We start from the raw sequence: 20433 nt of genomic DNA, 5'->3' as shown, positions 1-20433 counted from the left end.
GGCAGAAGAAAAGGCCCCTCGCGCACCCGGAAGAGCTCACTTACCCTTGCTGCCTTCCGACCCTGGGGGAATTGGGCGAGGTACCGCCGCGCGAGGAACCATGGATGAGTGTACATGAGACACAACCCGGGTGACGACCTCACGGGAAAGGCGGTTTCGACACGCCCAGCTTCCCCCGCACAAGCCGGTTGAGCCGGGCCGCGACGAAGGACCAGCCCGAGTCGAAACCACCCCGAAACCGACAACCAAACCCCACCACAAGCTCCCCGAACACCCCCACCACGGTTTCGACACGCCCCACTCGCTGCCGCTCGCAGGCCGGCCCAACCGACCTTGAATCGGCTTCGGCGCGGCACACCCTTTAAGCTCCTGTCGTCCGCCGTTTGAGGGGTTCTGGAATGAATGCCGTTGTCGCAGCCGTCCTTGTGATGCTGATTCTCGCCACCTTCCGGGTGCACGTCGTGCTGTCGTTGTTCCTGGGAGCGCTGGTGGGTGGCCTGCTCTCCGGGATCGGCCTGGAAGCGACAATGGTCGCCTTCCAGGAGGGCCTGGCCGGTGGCGCGCGCATCGCCCTTTCCTACGCACTGCTGGGAGCCTTCGCAATGGCCGTCGCCCACTCCGGGTTGACGCAGCTGCTCGCCGACTCCCTCATCCGCCGGCTCGACGGTCGGAGCTCCGGGCAGAAAACCGTGTTCTGGGTGAAGTGGGGCATGCTCGCGGGCATCGCCGCGATGGCCGTGATGAGCCAGAACCTGGTTCCCGTGCACATCGCGTTCATTCCGCTGCTGATCCCGCCGCTGCTGGCGATCATGACCCAGCTGCGACTCGACCGCCGCGCCGTTGCCTGCATCATCACCTTCGGCCTGGTCACCACCTACATGTACCTGCCGCTCGGGTTCGGGAAGATCTTCCTGGAGGACATCCTGCTGGGCAACATCGCCAAGGCCGGGCTCGACGTCGAGGGCGTCAACGTGATGGCGGCGATGGGCATCCCCGCGCTCGGCATGATCGCGGGCCTGCTGATCGCGGTCCTGGTGACCTACCGAAAGCCCCGCGACTACGACCCCGACGCGAAGGTCGACGTCGCCGCCCCTGCGGAGGTCAGCAAACCGAAGGTGGTCGTCGCCGTGATCGCGATCGGCGCCAGTTTCGTCATCCAGTCGTGGCTGACGATCACCGATTCCAAGGCCGATCCGCTGCTCGTCGGCGCCCTGGTGGGCCTGTTCATCTTCATCGCGACGGGGGTGGTGCGACGCCTGGAGGCCGACGAGGTGTTCACCTCCGGGATGCGCATGATGGCGCTCATCGGTTTCATCATGATCACCGCGCAGGGTTTCGCATCCGTGATGAAGGCCTCCGGGCAGGTCGAACCCCTCGTCCAGGCCACCGCCGGGCTGTTCGGCGACAACAAGGCGATGGCGGCCTTCGCGATGCTCCTGGTCGGCCTGCTCGTGACCATGGGCATCGGGTCGTCGTTCTCCACCCTGCCGATCATCACCGCGATCTACGTCCCGCTGTGCGTGACGCTGGGTTTCTCGCCCCTGGCCACCGTCTCCATCATCGGCACGGCGGGCGCGCTGGGCGACGCGGGCTCCCCCGCCTCCGACTCGACCCTCGGCCCCACCGCGGGCCTGAACGCCGACGGCCAGCACGACCACATGCGCGACACCGTCATCCCCACCTTCCTGCACTTCAACCTGCCGCTGCTGGCCGCGGGCTGGGTGGCGGCCATGGTGCTCTGACCCCGGATCCGGGACACCCTTGGACCGGTGAGGCAAGATCGGTTCATCCCCGGAGCACGCGAGGGTCAGGCCCCTCGCCGGAACGAATCGAGGTGGCCATGAGCCCGTCACACCCCCACCGCACCGCATCCACCGACACGCGCCAGGTGGAACTGAACCCGCTCTTCGCCCGGCCGGGTGAGGCGACCGAACTGCCGCGCGCCCGCCTCCCCAAGGGCGAGTCGCTGCCGGAGACCGCATACCAGATCGTCCACGACGAGGCGATGCTCGACGGCAACGCCCGCCTCAACCTGGCGACCTTCGTCGGCACCTGGATGGACGATCACGCCAACCGCCTGGCGATGGAGTCGGCGGACAAGAACATGATCGACAAGGACGAGTACCCCCGCACCGCTGAGATCGAGACCCGCTGCTGGCAGATGCTCGCCGACCTGTGGCACTCCCCCGACCCCGGGCACACGATCGGCACCTCGACGATCGGATCGTCGGAGGCGGCGATGCTGGGGGGCCTGGCGCTGAAACGCCGCTGGCAGCAGGCCCGCCGCGCCGCCGGGAAACCCGCGGACCGCCCCAACCTGGTGATGTCCAGCGCCGTGCAGGTGTGCTGGGAGAAGTTCTGCAACTACTGGGACGTGGAGGCGCGCTACGTGCCGGTCAGCCGGGAACACCCGATGCTCGACGGCCACGACCTGGAACGGTACGTCGACGAGAACACCATCGGGGTGGTCGCGATCATGGGGGTCACCTACACGGGACGCTACGAACCGGTCGCCGGGATCGCGGCCGCCCTGGACCGCATCCAGGCCGGAACCGGACTCGACGTCAGGATCCACGTCGACGGCGCGTCGGGAGCGATGGTGGCCCCCTTCCTGCAGCCGGACCTGGAATGGGACTTCCGACTGGAACGGGTGGCCTCCATCAACACCTCGGGACACAAGTACGGTCTCGTGTACCCGGGTCTGGGCTGGGTGGTGTGGCGCACCGCCGATGACCTGCCCGAGGACCTGGTGTTCCGGGTCAGCTACCTGGGAGGCGACATGCCGACCTTCGCGCTGAACTTCTCCCGCCCCGGATCGCAGGTGCTGCTGCAGTACTACCTGTTCCTGCGGCTCGGTTTCGACGGATACCGGCGCGTACACGAGACGTCGCGGTCGGTCGCCACCTTCCTGTCCGGCGAGATCGGCGCCATGGACGACTTCGAGCTGTGCAGCGACGGCACCGACATTCCCGTCTTCGCCTGGCGCCTCACGCAACGCCCCGGCCGCAACTGGAGCCTGCACGACCTCTCCGACCGGCTGCGGATGAAGGGATGGCTGGTGCCCACCTATCCCCTGCCCGACGACCTGGCCGACGTGCTGGTGCAGCGCGTCGTGGTCCGCAACGGTTTCAGCTATGACCTGGCCCACGCCTTCCTCGACGACCTGCGCTGCGAGGTCGAGCACCTGAACGCCCTGACGGCCCCCATGCCGTCGATCACCAGGCAGTCCGGTTTCCACCACTGAGGCCGGTCGGGTTTGCCCAGCCACGGGTCCTCGGGTAGGGTTCCCCGCGGAGGATTCGCCTAGAGGCCTATGGCGCTCGCTTGGAAAGCGGGTTGGGTTCACGCCCTCACGAGTTCGAATCTCGTATCCTCCGCCACGCGAACCACATCGCCCGAACCCCCGGTGTCCACGCCGGGGGTTCTTGGTTCTGCCGGACCGACCCACCCACCCCGGGCCACCCACCGGCCCACCCGACGCGAACGCCAGCCCTACGGCCAAACGCCAGCGCTACAGCGCAGGCGTTCGACCACAAGACTGGCGTTCGGCAAGTGGACAGGCGCTCGGCGTCACCCGCGTCCCCCGGGCCACCCCGGGCGATCCGCGACCGCCAGGGCCGCGGGAACCATGGCCGCCACCACGTCGTCCAACCAGGCGGGCATCGGATCGGCACCCACCCCGAGGAAGGGACGCACCAGGCCGTAGGTGGTCTGCTGGACCGCGACCCGCACCAGATCCAGGGGCTCCAGGGACCCGAAACGCCGCCGGGTCAGCTCCTCCATCACCGCCAGGACCTCGTCGTTGAGCCCCCGGACCGCCTCCCGCAGGTCGTCGGGACAGACGGCAAGCTCGTCGTCACCGGCCTCCAGGCGCGCCAGCACCTCCTCGTGCCGGAAAAGCGTCAAGGAGCGGGCCTCCCCGGGGCGCTCGCGACAGTGACGGGGAATGGCGACGGCGGCCGCGGTGAGCGCCTCCCCGGGATCCCCGGACGAGCGGGCGGCCGCCAGGAAATCGACCTGGAACCGCCTGATGCTGCGCACCCACAACGCCAGCAGCAACACCTCCCGATTCGCGAACCGGTAGTAGAGCGACCCAACCCTGGCCCCCACCGCAGCCGCGATGTCGGCCGTGGTCGCGGCCTTCCCGTCCCGGGCGGCCACCGTCAGCGCGGCGTCCAGCAGCGTCTCCTCGTTGAACTTCGACGGCCTTCCCACGGGCCCAAGGCTACCGAGAGGTTCCGCATCACTCCCCGGGTCCGGAGCCATGCTATTTTTTTGAGCATGAAATCAAAAACCTTCCCCCTGGTCGGGTGGAGTCTCGTGATCATCGGGATCATCCACAACCTCTTCGGCATCATCGCCGGGTGGCAGGTTCTGCTCGACGCGACGAGCGCCGGCCTGATCGGGGCCTGGGATTCCCCGCCCACCCGCGGCCTCTTCTGGTTCCTGGTGACGGGGTTCGCGTTGATCGCCATCGGCCTGCTCGCCGCGCGGCTCGAGCGCTCGGGGGTTGCCATCCCGTGGTCCTTCATCGTGCTCCTCGGCCTCCTGACATTGACCGGGGTGGTCCTCATGCCGGCCTCGGGTTTCTGGCTGCTGCTGTTCCCCGTCACGGCGTCCGCCATCCGCCGCACCCGCCACTGATCCCGGGAGGACATCCACACCCCGGCGCGAAAACCCCGGGACCGTTCACCGTCCAACGCGCGTCATTGGCTGTTCACCCCAGTAGGATGTCGCCCAAGGAGGCGAGATGGCGACTGAGGAGAACCTGGAACAACAGCGGCAACTCTACGGAGAACCGCTCGCCGACATCACAGGACGCGTTCGGAGCAGCCTGAACCTGACGCAGGCGGGCCTGGCGCAGGTCCTGGGTCTGTCCGCCCCCATGATGTCGCAGCTGCTGTCGGGCCAGCGCGCCAAGATCGGCAACCCGGCCGTGCTGGGGCGCCTGCAGGCCCTCGTGGAACTGTCCCGGCAGGCCGCGACCCTGACGGCGACGCAACGCACGGAACGCCTCAAGGAGATCCAGGAGGCCACACCGACGATCTCCACCTCCTTGAATCCGGCCATCCGGGAGCTGCACAACGCGGCACCACCGGAGGAGCTGCTGCGACTGGCAGGACTCACCACCGCCCCCGAGCTGACACGCCTGCTGAGGATTGCAGCCAGGCATGGGTGAAGTCTTCGGGGGACGATATGAACTGATCGACCTGATCGGCGAGGGCGGCATGGGTGCGGTGTGGCGCGCCCGCGACCTGAAGCTGAACCGGGTCGTCGCGGCCAAGGTGCTGCGCCAGTCGGACGCATCGGCCCTGCTGCGCTTCGTCCGGGAGCAGGGGCTCCGGGTGAACCACCCGAACGTGATCGCCCCGCTCGGATGGATCGGCGAGGACAACCAGGTGCTGTTCACCATGCGCATCGTCGCCGGGGGTTCACTGGCGACACTGATCGGCGACCACGGCGCCCTGCCTCCCCGCTTCGCCGCCGAGATCCTGCGCCAAATCCTGGCCGGCCTCCAGGCGGTCCACGCCGCCCACCTGGTGCACCGCGACGTCAAACCGGCGAACATCCTCCTCGACGCCACCGGACCAGGGCGCCCCCACGCCTACCTGACCGATTTCGGGATCGCCGTCGACCTCACCGGGCCGCGCCTCACCGAGACCGGCTTGGTTCACGGCACTCCGGGCTACCTGGCCCCCGAGCTGCAGAACTTCGGGGACGTGACTCCCGCGGCGGACCTGTTCGCGGTCGGCATGGTGGGGGCCGCGATGCTCACGGGGGCTCGCCCCCGTGACCTCGGCATCGACACCACCACACCCACCCCCGAAGGCGTACCCGAGAGTCTCTGGTCCCTGATCCGCGACCTCATCAACCCACACGCCGAGGCGCGACCGGACCTGACAACGGCCCTGCACCGCCTGGAGGCCCCTGAGCTGGCATGGCACGAGGGCGCCGCCGAATACGTCGAGGTGTTCCAGCAGCTCGAGCCGCTCGAACTCGCGAGCCCACACACCGGACCGCAGGGTCTCGAACCGTCCGGGACGCTGCTGTCCCCCTACGTCGCATCCTCCCCGACGCCTTCCTCCCAGCCATTCTGGCAGCAGACACCAACCACCGACCGTTTCCCGCAGTGGACCCCTTCGACCGAGCAACCCCTGCATGCGCACCCCGGGATCGCCCAGTCCCGCCCCCCTCACACCTCAACGGTTCTGCAGACCACCCCACCCGTCACCCCGCTCCACGCCCAGTCACCGCAGTCGCTGCCGATGCCCCCGCACGTCGAGAAAGCCGCCCCGAGAAGGAAGGGCAGAGGCAAGAGACACACCTCCGACTGGGTGTTGTTCGCGGCCTCCGTGGTGGCGTTCATTGCAGGAATCGTTCTCCTGGTGCTCTGGTACGTGATCTAGGAAGCGCCGGACGGGATGGAGCCGGGACAACCGGGACGACGGCCGTCCCGGCCCCACGCGCGTCCGCCGCCCCTGGGTTCAGCCACGCTGCCGCAGCAGCACGGAGGCCACGGCACCGCCACCCAGCACGACCAGGGCACCGCCGATCCCGAACAGCGCCAAGGACTTGACGTCGACCGCAGCGGTGGCCTGATCCGACCAGGCCCAACCGGGGTCGCCCCCCCTGCTCTAGCCTCCCCTCTTCGTCGGCGGCGTCTGATGTGTTTAGCCGCGGTGTCCGCGGCCGCGAGTTCATGCGTCGCCTCGGCCCCGAGCTGTTGAAGGCTCGTCTCCAGCGAATCGGCGTCCTTCGCGTCGTAGTAGGCTCCGCCACCCGCCTCGGCGATGCAGGACAGCTGCTGACGCACCGTGTCCCCCACGCCGAAACCGACGATGTCGATCTGAGGGCTCGTGCCGCCCGCGACCAGGTCCCGAACCTCCCGGCAGGGATCGGGCGAGCAGGTCTCCCCCCCGTCCGAGACGAGAATGATGCGCCGCTCGCCACGGTCCCCCAGGTCCTTGGCCCCCTCTTTCAGCGCATACACGATGGGGGTGCTGCCGCCACGGGGCTGGAACTGATTGACGGCACTGGCCAGGACCGCTTTGTCCAGGACCCCGACGGGATGGGCCAGCCGGGAGTCCGCGCAGTAACCCGAAGTACTGTTCACGTCGACGTCCGCACCATAGACCCTGAGCCCGACCTCGACGTTCGGGGACGCGGCATCGAAGGCATGGGCGAGGGCGTTCTTGGCGGCATCCATCTTGGTCCCGCCCGACGGATCCCCGTCCTCCATCGACCCCGAGGAGTCGAGCATCAGCAGCACCTTGGGTGCGGTGTCACGCCCATTGGCAGTAGACGAGAGGAAGCCGCACACGGAAACCAGCAGCAGAATCCCGCAGACTGCCGCCAGACGATGGGACCGGTTCATTGATGCACCTCCTGGACCTTTGCAGGTGCGAATTTAGGCTTCGCTGCCGCAAATGTCAACCTCTGGAGCGACACGCCGCAGCCCCGACGCCATCACGACCGAATCAACCACCCTCGACGGCCCCCGAGGTCCCCCTCAAACTCCGCCCCGACAAAAACGCGCACTCCCGCTGTCCACCACCCGTCAACTTCTCAACGGCCCAGAACGTTTTTCGACGCATCCCACACAGGCGAACCAAGCATCTTTCCCTCAAGAAGGACAGTGACTTTCGATGACGCCTCTAAAGCGGAGCTTTAAACTTTTGACAACCGTCCACTTCTATCGCCAAACTTCTAATATGACCGTACCGCTCAGGGCGCTGGAGACCAGCACCGGACCGCAAAACCAAAGGAAGACCATGTCGAGGATTGAACAGATCCAGCAGCACCTGCAAAGGCTCGTCGCTCTCACCCCTGACCTCGAGGGAGCACTTCTCGTCACCCTCGATGGCCTGCCCATCGCGTCGGCCCTCGCAGGAGGCACCGACGAGGACCGCGTCGCCGCCATGGGTGCGGCCGCGCTGGCCACCGGCACCCGCACCGTCAGCGAGCTGAAGCGTGGCGAGCTGGAGCAGGTTCTCGTGAAGGGAAGCGACGGCTACATCGTCCACATCGCGGCGGGCCCCGAGGCCGTCCTGATCGGCATCTCGAACGGCTACGCGAAACTCGGCATGATCCTCTTCGAGATGAAGGCGACTGCCAAGGATCTCGCTCGCGAACTCGCATGAGAACCTTGGGGGACATGACCTGTCCGGGACGAGCCACGCAGTGGACCTACTACGACGGGAGCAGCCGTCAGGTTGTGGTCACCGACGTGGAAACCCGTTTCCCGACAGGCGAGCTGATCGTGTCGCAGACCGACCGGGACGGGGTGATCACGACGTGCAACGAGGCGTTCGTGATCATGTCCGGATTCAGCAAGGAGGAGCTCATCGGAGCGCCCCACTCGATCCTGCGTCACCCGGACATGCCCAGGGCCGCGTACGCCGATCTGTGGTCCACCGTTCAGCAGGGCAAACGCTGGAGCGGTTACGTGAAGAATCTCCGAGCTGACGGCGGCTACTACTGGGTCTACGCCACCGTGATCCCGAAGGTGCGGGGCGGCGAGATCGTCGGTCACACCTCGGTGCGACGCGAACCGTCGCGGGACAAGGTGTCCGAAATCGAAAAGCTGTATGCGGAAATGGTGAAGGCAGAGGGTCGCTGAAATGACGTTGCAGTTCGCCATCAGTCCCGACGTGAACATTCAGAATGTCACGGACTGGTTCATTTTCAACACCAAGTTGCAGCGGATCACACAGGAGGCCTTTCATCCGACCGCCTACACGGACTTCGCCGATCTGCATGCAGCCTTCGAGGAAAACAGGGCCGACCTCGTCTACGCGAACGCAGCGGATACGGCATACCTGGTTCGGGACAAGGGGTACCTCCCCGTTGCCTGGGCCAGCGGAATGGCGAAGGAAGCCACCGTGGTGGTCGCGGCCGACAGCGAGATCCAGCAGGTCACGGATCTGGCGGCCCCGCTGACCGCAGCCGCCACGGACGCCCCGGACGTCGAGAGAATCTGCCGCATTCTCCTGGAGCCCGCGAACCTCGCCTATCCGGACATCGAGGTCTCTCTCAGGCCGAATCCCGTGCTCGTCGCGAAAGCGGTCATGCAAGGACAGGTGCCGGTCGGTTTCTTCCCGCAGAGCGCCTATGACGAGTTGTCGTCGATGGTGAAGATGCAGCTTCGGGAACTGATTCGAAGCCGAATCTACGTGGTGCGCAGCAGTCTCCTCGCCAGCCCCGGAATCACTCATCTCGTGGAGCCGATCTGGAAAGGCCTGGAACAGCTGAGCGCCGATCCCGCCAACAAGGATCTCCTCACCGCTCTGGGCGCTCCGCAGGGCTGGGAACGCCTGGAAAGGGAGGACACCGAATTCATGATCGACCTCATGGATGCACTGGCACAGGAGGGTTCCCCGAGCCGGTAACAACCGGCGAGAACATCGCCGGAAATACCCGCGCGCAGCGCCTCGGATCGTTCAGGCGACCGGGGCGCTGCGCCGTTGAGGCTTGTTCACGGCCTCTCCGAGGCCGGTTGAGCCGGACCGCGACGCAAGGAGCAGACCGTCTCCACCGGCCCCCCTTCGAGACCCTGGCCACAGCCCCCTCGCCAGAGGATTGCGCTGGCCGGTTCCCCACCCGTGAACAGGCCTCCGCAGCACGGGACGATGGCACCCGGGGAGACGGCCGTCGAGGTCTTGCGCAATGCTGTCGCCTGGTTCCATGAGCGCGGCCTCACCATCGAGCGGGCCCTGACTGACAGTGACTGCGGCCACCGCCCCTACTGGAGATCACACCTATGGCGCGCTTTGAGCAGAACCGTTTCCCGGCAGCCAGGAAGAAATGACAGCCGACCCGGTCTTGACTAGGGGTTTTGCCCGAATGAGCGATTTTTGGTTGGGCGCCCCGTGGCAAAATTCTGTTTTGTGTGAGCTATAGTCGCGTCTCACAGTGGGGGATCTTTTCGCGTTTCCACCCAACCTCGCGCCTTCCGAACTACGCTGCCCAGCGACGCAGGTTCGTCACTGGCGACCGGAGCAAAGTGATATTCCGGCCACCCCTATCGCTGTACCCGCTTCCGTCCAACTCAAGAACAAGGAGTCGCGATGTCCAACAGCGCACAAGCCTCCGCCAAGGCGAGTTCGCTCGTCATCCGCAGCGCCATTGTCGCCGCCGTCGGCGGCCTGATCTTTGGTTTCGACACCGCCGTCATCTCCGGAGCCAACGCTGCGCTCAAAGTCCAGTTCAACCTCGACGACGGGGGCCTCGGCGCCACTGTCGCCATCGCCACCGTCGGCACCATCGTCGGCGCGCTCGTCGGTGGCCGCTCCGCCGACCACTTCGGCCGCCGCAAGCTGCTGTTCTTCATCGGCATCCTGTACGTACTCGGCGCCCTCGGAACGGCTCTGGCGCCCAGCCACCTGGTGCTCATGGTCTTCCGGTTCGTCGGGGGCGTCGGCGTCGGCCTGTCGTCGGTGTGTGCGCCGATCTACACCGCGGAGATCGCCCCGGCGAAGGTCCGAGGCCGCCTCGTCGGCCTCGTCCAGTTCAACATCGTCCTCGGCATCCTCGTGGCCTACCTGTCGAACTACATCGTCGCCCAGATCGTCCACGACCCGCAGATCGCGTGGCGGTGGATGCTCGGCGTGATGGTCGTCCCGTCGGTGCTGTTCCTCGTGTTCCTGCTGGCGGTTCCCGAAACGCCACGCTGGCTCATGGCCAGAGGCCGCGAGGAGGAGGCAATCGCCATCAGCCGTCGCCTCTGCAACACCGTCGAGGAGTCCGACGAGCAGATCCAGGAGATCCGCGACCAGCTCGCCGCCGCCGGGTCGCAGGCCACCTTGAGCCAGTTCTTCACGCGCCGCTACTTCAAGGTCATCGCCCTGGCGTTCTTCATCGCCATGTTCAACCAGCTCTCCGGTATCAACGCGATCCTGTACTACGCCCCCGAGGTCATGAAGCAGGCGGGTGCTGACGACAACGCGGCCCTGCTCATGTCCGTCGGCGTCGGCCTGATGAACCTCGTCGCGACCATGGCCGCCTTGACCGTCATCGACCGCATCGGTCGTCGCTCCCTCATGATCGTCGGCTCCATCGGCTACCTGGTCTCGATGGGCTTCCTGACCGCCGTCATGTTCATGTTCCAAGGCCACTTCAACTCGACCTCGTCGACGCTGGTGCTGATCGGCCTCCTGGTGTTCATCGCGGCACACGCCTTCGGTCAGGGGTCGGTGATCTGGGTGTTCATCTCCGAGATCTTCCCGACGCGCGTGCGCGGCCTCGGGCAGTCCCTCGGCTCACTGACCCACTGGGTGTTCGCCGCGATCACGACCTACGCGTTCCCGCCGATCATCGGCGCCTGGGGCGGCGGCTGGGCGTTCTCCATCTTCCTGGTCTGCATGTTCGGTCAACTCGTCTGGGTGCTGACTAAGATGCCGGAAACCAAGGGCATCCCACTCGAGGAGATGGAAGACAAGCTCGGCCTCAACAAGTAGCCGACCGACAAGGAGGTCCCCATGAGTCAATCCAAGCCCGTCCTCTGCCTCGGCGAGGCGCTCATCGACGTCGTCATCCGCGACGACACCAGGAGTGAGCACGTCGGCGGCAGCCCCCTCAACGTCGCCTGCGTCATCACCAGCCTCGGCCGGCCCGCCCTGATCGGGGCCTGGTGGGGGCGCGACCACCACGGCAAGCTGATCGAGGACTACGCCGCCGACCACGGCGTCGGGATCGTGCCCGGCAGCGACGGAGCCGCCAGGACATCGCTCGCGTACGCCCGCCTCAACGATGCCGGCAGCGCCGAGTACGAGTTCGACCTGTCGTGGGAGGTGCCGTCGCTGCCCGCCCCGGAGGCGATCGCCCACCTCCACACCGGCAGCCTCGCCGCGACCCTTGAGCCCGGCGGCACCCAGGTCCTGGAGGCGGCCCGCGCGATGTCTCAGGTCGGCACCGTCTCCTACGACCCCAACGCCCGTCCGGCGATCATGGAGTCCCCCGACAAGTCGCGCGGGCGCGTCGAGGAGCTCGTTGCGCTGGCCGATGTCGTCAAGGTCTCCGACGAGGACCTCGAGTGGCTCTACGGCAAGGACACCCCCGTCGAGGAGGTCATGCGGCAGTGGCTGAAGCTCGGTCCGAGCCTGGTCATCGTCACCCGCGGCCCGTGGGGCATCTACGTCAAGCTCGCCTCCGCGCGCGACATGCTGGTGATCGACCCTCTCACCACCGATGTCGTCGACACCGTCGGCGCCGGCGACTCGTTCATGGGTGGCCTCATCTCGGGCCTGCTCGACGCCGACCTGCTCGGTAACCGTGAGGCCAAGGTCCGGCTCCGGTCCGCAGGCTGGGACGACATCATGCCGGCGCTGCACCGGGCGACGATCACGTCAGGCCTGACGGTCCAGCACGCGGGTGCCTACGCACCGACCCATGAGGAGGTCACTGCGGTCAAGGCCAAGGACCCACGCCTGGCCTGACCCGGTGTCGACGGCGGGATCAGTCCTCGCTCTCCTCGAGCTGGATGATCTCGCCGTCGACCTTCTCCTCCGCCCACTTCTTGCGGCCCCACTGCACGATCAGCTGATCAGTGGGCTATGACCGGCGGGTCCCTGCCGTCGTGGTCGTGGGTGTCGAGGAACAGGCGCAGGGCGTGGAGGAACTCGTCGTGCAGCACCGGGTCCTCCAGCGACCCCCGGCTCGCCTCAAGATCGGGTCCAGTGCCGAGCAGCCGGCCACGCTCGGCCAGCCACTCCATCATGGCGTCCTCCCACTCGGATTCGGTTATCGTTGGCCAGCCCTTGGTAGCGCCTGGATAGCGGCGATGGCTCGTTGCAGGGACGGGCAGCTCTGGGCGGCGGCGGAAACGTCCCAGTGGCGGGATGCGAACTCGGTCAGGTGCTCCACGAACAGCGGGCCTGGGTGTGCCTGCCCGTGCACAACCTCTTCCCGGATGTCGCGGCTGCGGCTGCGCTGGCAGAGGTGAAGGAGCGTCTGCTTGGCGTGTGGTTTGGCTTCGGGGTCGACCGGAACCGTGTCGGGCGAGACCGCGAAATAGCGGCTGAATCCGAGCCTGTCCGCCATCAGCCATGCCTCGGTCATGGTGTGCACGATCCTCAAGGCGAACAACGGGTTGTCCGGGATGCCTGCCAGCAGTCTTTGGCGCAGGCTCACGGGGCACTGGTTGTCCGAATCCCGGAACACCACCCAGGGCTGGTCACGGGCGGCCCTCGAATAGTTGGCCAGCTTTGGGTCAAGCTTGCTCCTTCCCCGGGCCACGGTCACATGGCGCACTTGCCTTCCAGCAAACTCCACCACCCGTCTCGCGGCTGCTTTGTCGGACTCGCCCTCCACCACGACGTGCATGGCTACCGCCTCGCGGCCTTGATGAGGCCGGTCAGGTCGCCCGGGTTGATCAGCTCCGCCACCACTTCGGACAGGGGAAGGTCGGCGCTGATCTGAGCTTCTACCTCGGAGATCTCGGAGAGCTGGTTGGCGACCGTGGCGTCGCTGGTCACCTGCAGTACCAGAACTTCCCCCGGGCGAATGCCTTCGTCGTCGAGCAACTCCGGGGAGTGGGTCGAGAGGATCACCTGCATGCTGGTCCCGCGCTGGGCCATCGCCAGCAGCGAGGCCAGTTTCTGCACGACAGCCGCGTTGAGCGAGAGCTCCGGTTCTTCCAGAAGCAGCACTCCGCCGTTGGCAGGAGAGCTGATGATGGTCCACAGGAGTCCGATCAGACGCAAGGTACCGTCGGAGAAGTCGGTTTCGTTCTGCTCCGACGGGTTCCTGCGCCAGTTGCGGTATCCGGCAATCAGGTGCGGCTGCCCCGCCTTGTCCACCTCCAGCCGCAGCGTTTCGAATCCTGGAACCGCCGACTGCAGGGCCCGCTCGATGCGCCGGAACCACGCCTGCCTGGTGCGGACCGGCGTCGCGTTCATGTCCGCGATCATGGAACTGCCGAATGCCCGAGGGCTCGCCCCACCCGCCTGGGGGTAGCGGATCATCTGGGGAACCAGATGGAAGTAGTTGGCCTTGGCGAAGTACTCGGCGATGGGCCGGAACCCCTGGTTGGCGGAGATCTGTTCCAGGTGCGTCTGGGTGAGTTGCTCTGGGTCCCGGTCATCGTTGGCGTCCGGGCGGGACAGCAGCTCCCTGCCGTTGCGGGTGACGATCTCGCGGACGACGATGGGGCGGTTGTGGCCGCCCTTCTTCCCCTTGATCGCCAACTCGTAGCGCCATTCGTCTTCCCCGTCGCGCAGATCGACCGTGATGGCGAGTTCGCCCTTGTGGTTGTTTCGGGCGAACAGGCAACGCGCCCTTGACAAGCCACCACGCGCTTCAAGAGCCGCCGACAAACCACCGCCCGGCCGGGAGATATCACCCAGGAAACGGAAGAGGTCAAGCAGATTCGACTTACCCGCTGCGTTTGGTCCGACGATCAGCAGGCGATCCGCCACTGCGAAGTCGAGGTTCTTGAAATTGCGCCAGTTGTGGGCAGTGACATGGGTGATCTGCATGGTTCAGTCCTTCCAGTGCACGTATCGTCTCATTGACCGCTCCCGAGTCCTCACGGAACCTTCGCCTGGGAAATGGTGACTGTGACGCGCTGTCTGAAGGGATTTGCTGTGCCGCAGCAGCTCGGCCAGCCGCTCCATCATGTCGTCCTCCCACTCGGACTCGTCGATCCTTGGCCTTCCTCCTTTGGGCACGGCACCAAACCGAGTTTGCGGCGCCGGAGGTCCGACAGCTCGATGACCTCTGCCGCTGGAGCATCACGTGGTTCTGGGTCGAGCTGCATCCAGTAGCGCACCAGGTGGGCGGGCAGCCCTGTGTACCGGGCCAGAGCCATACCGTTCAATTGGGTGACCCGGCTGAGTGCCTGCTTGAGCAGCAGCGGCCGTTCACTCGCCACTTCGACGGGTTCGATTTCGGGGTCTCGCCAGCCAAGCGAAGACAGCTGGATCCGCAGGCTCCTGGCCCGATCGGGAGAGATCACGCCCAGGTCGCGGGCTCTGAAGATGATGGAACCGACGCTGAGGCCATAGTCGGCCTTGATGGGGAGGTAGCTCCGCAGGGTGGTGCCTTCCGTGATGCGTTTCCTGACCACCTTCTCCGGCAGCAGCAGCGTCCCGGCGAACCGGTGAGCCCTCTTTTCACGGTAGTCCTTGGTGCTGGTCATGGGGCTGGCGAGGTCATTGTCCCAAATGTGGTGGGCGGCCTCATGCGCCAGGGTGAACCGGGCGACAGCTCCAGGGGCTGAGTGAACGATGGCCACCAACGGCCGCTGGTTGTGAGTGGTGGGCAGGCTGATACCGGTCACGGCGTCGGCATCGCCACCCTCAGGATCGAGCCCGTTGATCACCGCGATTCCTTGGCGCTCGAGGATTCGGGTGAGGTTGGGCACCGGTTCTTCCGGCCCGATGCCACCGGCGCGGCGCACTTCAGTGGCCACTTGCTCGATGTCGTCGAGAAGGTCGGGGTCCCGGGTGAATTCGAAGGAGCGGTAGTTGCTCTCGGTCGAGGCACGGGAAAACACCCGCGCCGCTTCACGGGCTAGGCGAAAGGCCCGCTTCTGCTCAGCTACCCGGGCACGGGCTTTCTTGCGGAAGGTGGGGACGACGGCCTCGGTCAAGGGGTCGTGGTGGACGAAGAAGTCCAGCGGGACGTTGCAGCGCCTGGCGAGCGTAGCGGCTGTGCCAGGGCTCATTCGCTGGCTGCCGTTCTCAATCTTGGAGACCTGAGCTGGACTCATGCCGACCATTTCAGCCAGCCGGACGCGCGAGACCCCGAACAGCTCACAGAGCGCCTTGATTCGGCCCCCGACCAGTTGGTCCTGGGGAATCACGCCATGTCCTCCTCGGCATCAGATGGAAGATCGAACAGGAAGAGGTCCTCCTCACCATCCGAACCGGAAAAAGCCAGGTCGCCCACATCGATGCGTCCGCCACGCGGAATAATCAGGTCAAGATCACACAGAGTCGACTTTCCGAACGCGCCCGGCACGAGAGTGTGTACCACACGAAGGATGTAGCCGGCGGTACGATCGGCCGGCTCCACATAGGCCCGCTTCTCCGCCTGCAGGATCGCACTCGCCATGGCCTCGTCAAGTAACGGGGCGATAACGCCCACCCTGTCGAGCACAAGCTCCGCAACTGGCCCCATACCCACACTCCAATCTAATGGAAGAAATTTTTGCATACATTTGCAAGCACGTTCAGAGGGCCTCCTCACCTCAAGCGATGGCGTCCTTCACGCGCAGGGCACCATCATCAGCGCCGGCAGCAGAGCGTCGCGGAACTGGGCGTTGGCGCGGGACTCCCGCACCAACGCTTGCGCCAGCCCAAGTTGCTTGTCAGCATGCACCCCAAAGCTCCCAAGAGCGCCAGTGTCTGCGGTCAACGGGAACCTCAAGCCAGCAAGGTCATCCGCCTTCACTCACTGACGACCCGGTGTCCCACACACTGACCGCCGCCCCTGCAACACCTTCGAACCACAGCACAAGCCATCACGGACCTCGCCTTCGCCTACAACCCCATGAGGCCTGTTCACGGGTGGGGCACCGGCCAGCGCAATCCTCTGGCAAGGGGTTGTGGCCAAGGTCTCGAAGGGCGGAAGCCGTGAACAAGCCTCCACCATGTACGGGACACGCCACTACGATGCTCCGGTGCCACGTTCTCACCACAGCAGTTCGGATGCCGTCTCACTGGCCTGGAGACCCGACGGGAAACGGATCGCCGTGGGTTCCGGGCAGGGCCTCCACATCCAGGACGCGACCGCCGGGAAGCTTCTCACCCCGGAACCGGTGTGGTCGCTGGCCTGGCACCCGGACAGCAGTCGCGTGGTCACGGGGTCGCGGCAAGGTGCCGCCCGGGTCTGGGAGATCACTTCGGGCAGGCTGCTCACCACTCTGGATTCCGGCGATGCCACCCACGTGGTGGCCTGGAGCCCCGACGGCACCGGGATCGCGACCGCAGGGGCGTCGCAGGATGTGCATCTGTGGGATGCCGGCACGGGAACCAGGACTGACGGGATCGACACCGGCCACCGGAACGGCATCCTGGCCCTCGCGTGGAGCCCGGACGGTGACCGCGTGGCCACCGCGGGGGACAGCACGGCGCAGATCCTCGATGTCGCGACCGGCCGGGTGCTGCGCGTCCTGGAGCACGGCGCCCACGTCTGCTCCGTGGCCTGGAACCCGGACGGGAAGCACCTGCTGACCACCACCGACGAGAACTGCCTGGCGAGCCTCTGGGATGCCGGAACGGGTGAGCTGTTGCGGACCCTCGGCTATCGGGAGCCGGTCGAGGACTGGTACCCGTATCCCTGGGATGCCTCCTGGAGCCCCGACGGGAAGCGGATCCTGACCGCCCCCAGCCTCGAAGGTGTCCGAGTCTGGGACGCCACCTCCGGGAAACTGATCCGCGCCCTCCAGGACCCGGGGGTCGAGGCCGTGGGGTGGGGTCCCGGAGGAAACCTCGTGGCCAGCACCACCGGCCGGGCGATCCGCTTCTGGGACACGGAAACCTGGGAGTGTTCCGCGGAGGTCCCGCTCACCGGCTCCCGCGACGCCCCTGTGTGATGTAATCGCCGGTCCTCACACGCCGGCTGCCGCATTCTCTTCCCGAGGGTTCTCACCCGCCTTGCCCACGTTGGTCGTTCCCGAGCGCCCGGTTGCCGCGCGCAACGCGGATCTTCTCAGCTCGTCGGGGTCCGGTCGGTCACGAACCGGGGCGGCACCTCGTCGGCCAGCCACACCTTGTCGTTGCCCCTGTAGAAGGGGATGCCTGCGGCGTGGGCCGCCGCGGCGTCGATGTGCAGGACGACCGGGCGCGGCGCGTGCCGCGCCCCCACCGACCGCGCCATCTCGACATCCGTGGACAGGTGCACGAACTGCCGCGACATGGGCAGCAGCCCCTCGCGCATCACCCGGTCCAGGCTGTCCGGGGAGGTGCCGTGGTAGAGCAGGGCGGGTGGGGTGGCGGGGGTTCGTTCGATGCGTTCGGGAAGGGAGTGTCCGTAGATCGCCCGGATGCGTCCGTCGCGGATCTCGTGTCGCTGTTTGCTGGCCGAGGCCAGGGTCTCCTCGATGTCGGAGACGCCCACCGATTCCCAGCCCGGCCTGCTCCGCAGCGCCGCGACCACCTCGCCGAGATCCACCCAGCCCCCGGGGTCGAGTTCCAGTCCGTAGTGCCCGGGGTCGTGTCGCAGGGCGTGGGAGAGCACGCGACTGAGATCGGTGGATCGTTTCTTCATGGATGGCTCCCGGGTGTTTCCTCGGCGACGGCCCCGTCGCCGAGCAGGAAGCATGCCACACCACCCGGGGAACCGCGACCCCACCCACCGCCTCAGGGCTGTTCTCGCGGCCCCGGGGAACCGGCTCTCCGGAATCCCAGCGACCCGTAGAGGTGGTGTGCCGCCTGCGAGGTCCCCTCCCCCACCCGCAGGGACAGCTGGGCGTCACCCGCGTTCCGGCAGGCGAGCATCGCGCCTGTCATCAGGGCCCGCCCGATTCCCCGGCCGCGGAGCCCCGGGTCGACGAACAGGTCGATGACGAAGGGCCCTTCGAGCCCCTCGTCCCAGATGGAGCGTTCCACCGTCAGCACGGCCCCGGCGGGCCGGCCATCGGCCTCGGCCACGAGGCTGGCCCCGGGACGGAGAACGCCGTAGTCACCCTCGAAGGTCGCGGCGATCTCCGAAAGGGCCCCGGCGGGGTTCGCGGCTCCGATCCCCGGGGGATAGCTGACGAGGTAGAGCCGGGCCAGCGCTTCGAGGTCGTCGGTTCTGACGATCCGCAGCGACGATTCGGGCAGGACACGGGCCGGGAGGAGGGACAGATCAGCGGTGAGCAGGTCGGAGGGCATGGCGAATCCATTTCGGGACGGGGTTGACGGTGTGGGGTGTGGAGTGGTGTCAGAAACGGATCACGCCCATGAGTCTAGATGAGCAGGTCCAAGGATGTGCTGGTGGTCGTGGGCGGTGACGCGGGAACCGTCCCCGGTCATGGAAAAACCCGGGAACGCAGCACCCGAGGCCGTTCCGGGCCCCGAAAGGAGCGTTTTTGAGGTTGAGTGCTGCGCAACCGGGTTTGTTCCCGGCATCTTGGCTCAACCAGCATCCTGTGAACAAACCTCGGTGTCCCTGCGCAGTGGCGCCGGATCGGCACCGATCTCTCTTCGCCGTGGGAGGATTTCCCCATGCATCCTGTCGACCCACTGATCCTGGACGAATCACCCGAGCGGGCGGGGGCCATCGCCGTCATCGACGCCCCGGGGCTCGTCACGGCCGCCCTAGAACGCAGCGGCGACGTGCGGGTGTGGTGCGACGACCTGCGTGACGCGCAGGCCGTGTCCGAGATCGATCCCGGCCTGCTGGTCTCCCATCCTGGCGAGCTGCGCGGGGTGAGCCTGGCCTGGGGACACCTGCCGAAGTCCCTGGCCGCCCTGGACGAGCACTGCGCCAGCGTCCAGGGCGCCGCGGACGTGATGTTCCTCAGCGGGGCGCGGGTCAAGCACATGAACCGCTCCATGAACCAGGTGCTGGCCCGTCACTTCACGGCCGTCAACGCCAGTCTCGGGCGTTCCAAGTGCCGTGTGCTGCGGGCCTGGGGCCCGAACCAGCTCGCCACCGAATGGCCCAAGACCCGCAACCACCCCGACCTCGGCCTGGTCCTCGTCGCGCACGGCGCCACCTTCAACGGCAACCGGATCGACGACGGCACCAGGCTCCTCCTGGACCACCTGGACCCGAAGGAAGGGGTCGCGCTGGACCTGGGATGCGGCAACGGGGTGATCGCCGCGGTCCTGGCCCGCCGAGGCCTCCAGACGACCGCGATCGATGTCTCCTGGTCGGCCGTGGCCGCCACCCGCGCCACGGCCGAGGCCAACGGTCTCGACATCGACGTCCGCTGGGCCGACGGCCTGGCCGGCATTCCCGACCGCAGCGTCGACGTGATCGCCACCAATCCCCCGTTCCACCGGGGACACGCCAAGGAGTCGGAACCCACCCTGCGGATGTTCGACGAGGCCGCCCGGGTGCTGCGCCCCGGAGGGCAGCTGTGGTGCGTGTTCAACTCCCATCTGCCGTGGCGCAGGGAGCTCGCCGCCCGGATTGGTCGGACCAGGGTCGTAGCCCAGGACCGGAACTATCAACTGACGTTTACAAACCTGTGACCTGCCCACAGGAAGCACGCACACAACACACAGGTAACGCACAGATTCCCGGAGTTCTCTATTTCCTGTAGCCAACGAAGCGAACAGGAGAGCCTCATGACGAACCAGGAGAACAACCACCCGGCCCACAACACCCAGGAGGGTCTGCCCGGGAATCCCTTCCGGAACGCAGCCGGCTCCCAACAGCCCGCTTCGCAGGCCGGTCAGACCCCCCAAGCCGGCCAGGCGGCCTCCGGGTCCGAGCAACCCGGCCAAGGCACCCCTACCTTCCAGCCCGCGGGCGCCCCCCTGCCCCAAGGACCCCAGA

At 66.7% G+C, this 20433-nt stretch carries 22 protein-coding genes, 1 tRNA gene and 1 other RNA gene; 14 read left to right on the top strand and 10 right to left on the bottom strand.

The window, feature by feature from the left end; all coding sequences use genetic code 11:
* Window positions 1-6: 6 nt before the first annotated feature.
* Window positions 7-103, bottom strand: an RNA gene (gene ffs, locus E0E39_RS02045) — signal recognition particle sRNA small type.
* Window positions 104-398: 295 nt separating this feature from the next.
* On the opposite strand from ffs, the gene E0E39_RS02040 reads away from it, so the two are divergent.
* The 3 genes from E0E39_RS02040 (at window position 399) to E0E39_RS02030 (ending at window position 3380) form a co-directional block, all read left to right on the top strand.
* Window positions 399-1742 (top strand): Na+/H+ antiporter family protein, encoded by a 1344-nt coding sequence (locus E0E39_RS02040; protein WP_130873258.1) that lies wholly within the window; start codon window positions 399-401, stop codon window positions 1740-1742.
* Between the two features lie 98 nt (window positions 1743-1840).
* Window positions 1841-3244: a glutamate decarboxylase gene (gene gad, locus E0E39_RS02035; RefSeq protein WP_130873257.1), complete on the top strand. Its 1404-nt coding sequence runs from the start codon at window positions 1841-1843 to the stop codon at window positions 3242-3244.
* A 48-nt stretch (window positions 3245-3292) separates the two neighbouring features.
* Window positions 3293-3380: transfer RNA gene (locus E0E39_RS02030), tRNA-Ser, on the top strand.
* Between the two features lie 190 nt (window positions 3381-3570).
* Here E0E39_RS02030 and E0E39_RS02025 read toward each other — a convergent pair.
* On the bottom strand, window positions 3571-4215 hold the full coding sequence (locus tag E0E39_RS02025; RefSeq protein ID WP_165444601.1) for a TetR/AcrR family transcriptional regulator: 645 nt from the start codon (window positions 4213-4215) through the stop codon (window positions 3571-3573).
* A gap of 66 nt (window positions 4216-4281) precedes the next feature.
* Here E0E39_RS02025 and E0E39_RS02020 point away from each other — a divergent pair, with 66 nt between their 5' ends.
* The 3 genes from E0E39_RS02020 to E0E39_RS02010 all read left to right on the top strand — a co-directional run bounded on the left by E0E39_RS02020 (window position 4282) and on the right by E0E39_RS02010 (window position 6407).
* Window positions 4282-4644, top strand: a complete 363-nt coding sequence (locus E0E39_RS02020; protein ID WP_130873255.1) for a DUF6463 family protein — start codon at window positions 4282-4284, stop codon at window positions 4642-4644.
* Window positions 4645-4750: 106 nt separating this feature from the next.
* Window positions 4751-5179, top strand: coding sequence for a DNA-binding protein (locus tag E0E39_RS02015; RefSeq protein WP_130873254.1), 429 nt, complete (start codon window positions 4751-4753; stop codon window positions 5177-5179).
* Window positions 5172-6407, top strand: a complete 1236-nt coding sequence (locus E0E39_RS02010) for a serine/threonine-protein kinase (protein ID WP_130873253.1) — start codon at window positions 5172-5174, stop codon at window positions 6405-6407. The genes E0E39_RS02015 and E0E39_RS02010 overlap by 8 nt, the downstream gene beginning before the upstream one ends.
* Here the strand turns inward: E0E39_RS02010 and E0E39_RS02005 are convergent.
* The gene (locus E0E39_RS02005; RefSeq protein ID WP_130873252.1) at window positions 6404-7375 is read right to left on the bottom strand and encodes a VWA domain-containing protein; all 972 of its coding nucleotides are present in this window, start codon (window positions 7373-7375) and stop codon (window positions 6404-6406) included. The two genes, E0E39_RS02010 and E0E39_RS02005, sit on opposite strands and share 4 nt — an antisense overlap.
* Before the next feature lie 397 nt (window positions 7376-7772).
* Between E0E39_RS02005 and E0E39_RS02000 the strand changes: the two genes are divergently transcribed.
* The 5 genes from E0E39_RS02000 to E0E39_RS01980 all read left to right on the top strand — a co-directional run bounded on the left by E0E39_RS02000 (window position 7773) and on the right by E0E39_RS01980 (window position 12434).
* A complete protein-coding gene (locus tag E0E39_RS02000; protein WP_130873251.1) occupies window positions 7773-8141 on the top strand; it encodes a roadblock/LC7 domain-containing protein in 369 nt (122 codons plus the stop codon).
* Between the two features lie 14 nt (window positions 8142-8155).
* The gene (locus E0E39_RS01995; RefSeq protein WP_130873250.1) at window positions 8156-8620 is read left to right on the top strand and encodes a PAS domain-containing protein; all 465 of its coding nucleotides are present in this window, start codon (window positions 8156-8158) and stop codon (window positions 8618-8620) included.
* A 1-nt stretch (window position 8621) separates the two neighbouring features.
* A complete protein-coding gene (locus E0E39_RS01990) occupies window positions 8622-9389 on the top strand; it encodes a PhnD/SsuA/transferrin family substrate-binding protein (protein ID WP_245988167.1) in 768 nt (255 codons plus the stop codon).
* A 678-nt stretch (window positions 9390-10067) separates the two neighbouring features.
* The gene (locus tag E0E39_RS01985; protein ID WP_130873249.1) at window positions 10068-11456 is read left to right on the top strand and encodes a sugar porter family MFS transporter; all 1389 of its coding nucleotides are present in this window, start codon (window positions 10068-10070) and stop codon (window positions 11454-11456) included.
* A 21-nt stretch (window positions 11457-11477) separates the two neighbouring features.
* Window positions 11478-12434, top strand: a complete 957-nt coding sequence (locus E0E39_RS01980) for a carbohydrate kinase family protein (protein WP_130873248.1) — start codon at window positions 11478-11480, stop codon at window positions 12432-12434.
* A gap of 107 nt (window positions 12435-12541) precedes the next feature.
* Here E0E39_RS01980 and E0E39_RS15645 read toward each other — a convergent pair whose 3' ends face one another.
* The 5 genes from E0E39_RS15645 to E0E39_RS01960 form a co-directional block, all read right to left on the bottom strand.
* The gene (locus E0E39_RS15645) at window positions 12542-12715 is read right to left on the bottom strand and encodes a hypothetical protein (RefSeq protein ID WP_165444600.1); all 174 of its coding nucleotides are present in this window, start codon (window positions 12713-12715) and stop codon (window positions 12542-12544) included.
* Between the two features lie 23 nt (window positions 12716-12738).
* Complete coding sequence (locus E0E39_RS01975) at window positions 12739-13320, bottom strand: hypothetical protein (RefSeq protein ID WP_130873247.1); 582 nt, start codon at window positions 13318-13320, stop codon at window positions 12739-12741.
* Window positions 13321-13322: 2 nt separating this feature from the next.
* The gene (locus E0E39_RS01970) at window positions 13323-14474 is read right to left on the bottom strand and encodes an AAA family ATPase (RefSeq protein ID WP_130873246.1); all 1152 of its coding nucleotides are present in this window, start codon (window positions 14472-14474) and stop codon (window positions 13323-13325) included.
* 137 nt (window positions 14475-14611) lie between these two features.
* Window positions 14612-15802: a helix-turn-helix domain-containing protein gene (locus E0E39_RS01965; RefSeq protein WP_130873245.1), complete on the bottom strand. Its 1191-nt coding sequence runs from the start codon at window positions 15800-15802 to the stop codon at window positions 14612-14614.
* Window positions 15799-16119 carry a hypothetical protein gene (locus tag E0E39_RS01960; protein WP_130873244.1) on the bottom strand — a complete coding sequence of 107 codons (321 nt, stop codon included), beginning with the start codon at window positions 16117-16119 and terminating at the stop codon, window positions 15799-15801. Before E0E39_RS01960 ends, E0E39_RS01965 begins: the two co-directional genes overlap by 4 nt.
* A gap of 502 nt (window positions 16120-16621) precedes the next feature.
* Here E0E39_RS01960 and E0E39_RS01955 point away from each other — a divergent pair.
* Window positions 16622-17536 carry a WD40 repeat domain-containing protein gene (locus E0E39_RS01955; RefSeq protein ID WP_165444599.1) on the top strand — a complete coding sequence of 305 codons (915 nt, stop codon included), beginning with the start codon at window positions 16622-16624 and terminating at the stop codon, window positions 17534-17536.
* Between the two features lie 116 nt (window positions 17537-17652).
* On the opposite strand, the gene E0E39_RS01950 is transcribed toward E0E39_RS01955, so the two are convergent.
* Both E0E39_RS01950 and E0E39_RS01945 read right to left on the bottom strand, forming a co-directional pair.
* Window positions 17653-18210, bottom strand: coding sequence for an RNA 2'-phosphotransferase (locus E0E39_RS01950; RefSeq protein WP_130873242.1), 558 nt, complete (start codon window positions 18208-18210; stop codon window positions 17653-17655).
* Between the two features lie 92 nt (window positions 18211-18302).
* On the bottom strand, window positions 18303-18818 hold the full coding sequence (locus E0E39_RS01945; RefSeq protein WP_130873241.1) for a GNAT family N-acetyltransferase: 516 nt from the start codon (window positions 18816-18818) through the stop codon (window positions 18303-18305).
* 333 nt (window positions 18819-19151) lie between these two features.
* On the opposite strand from E0E39_RS01945, the gene E0E39_RS01940 reads away from it, so the two are divergent.
* Both E0E39_RS01940 and E0E39_RS15955 read left to right on the top strand, forming a co-directional pair.
* Window positions 19152-20126 (top strand): class I SAM-dependent methyltransferase, encoded by a 975-nt coding sequence (locus tag E0E39_RS01940; RefSeq protein WP_130873240.1) that lies wholly within the window; start codon window positions 19152-19154, stop codon window positions 20124-20126.
* A 96-nt stretch (window positions 20127-20222) separates the two neighbouring features.
* Window positions 20223-20433 (top strand): hypothetical protein (locus E0E39_RS15955; RefSeq protein WP_207302383.1); only part of this gene is annotated, 211 nt, incomplete at its 3' end.

It is taken from the genome of [Pseudopropionibacterium] massiliense, assembly GCF_900607225.1.
In the GTDB taxonomy this organism is placed as follows: domain Bacteria; phylum Actinomycetota; class Actinomycetes; order Propionibacteriales; family Propionibacteriaceae; genus Arachnia; species Arachnia massiliensis.
Note: the sequence above shows the minus strand (reverse complement) of the source record. Positions and strands in the feature narration are given on the sequence as shown.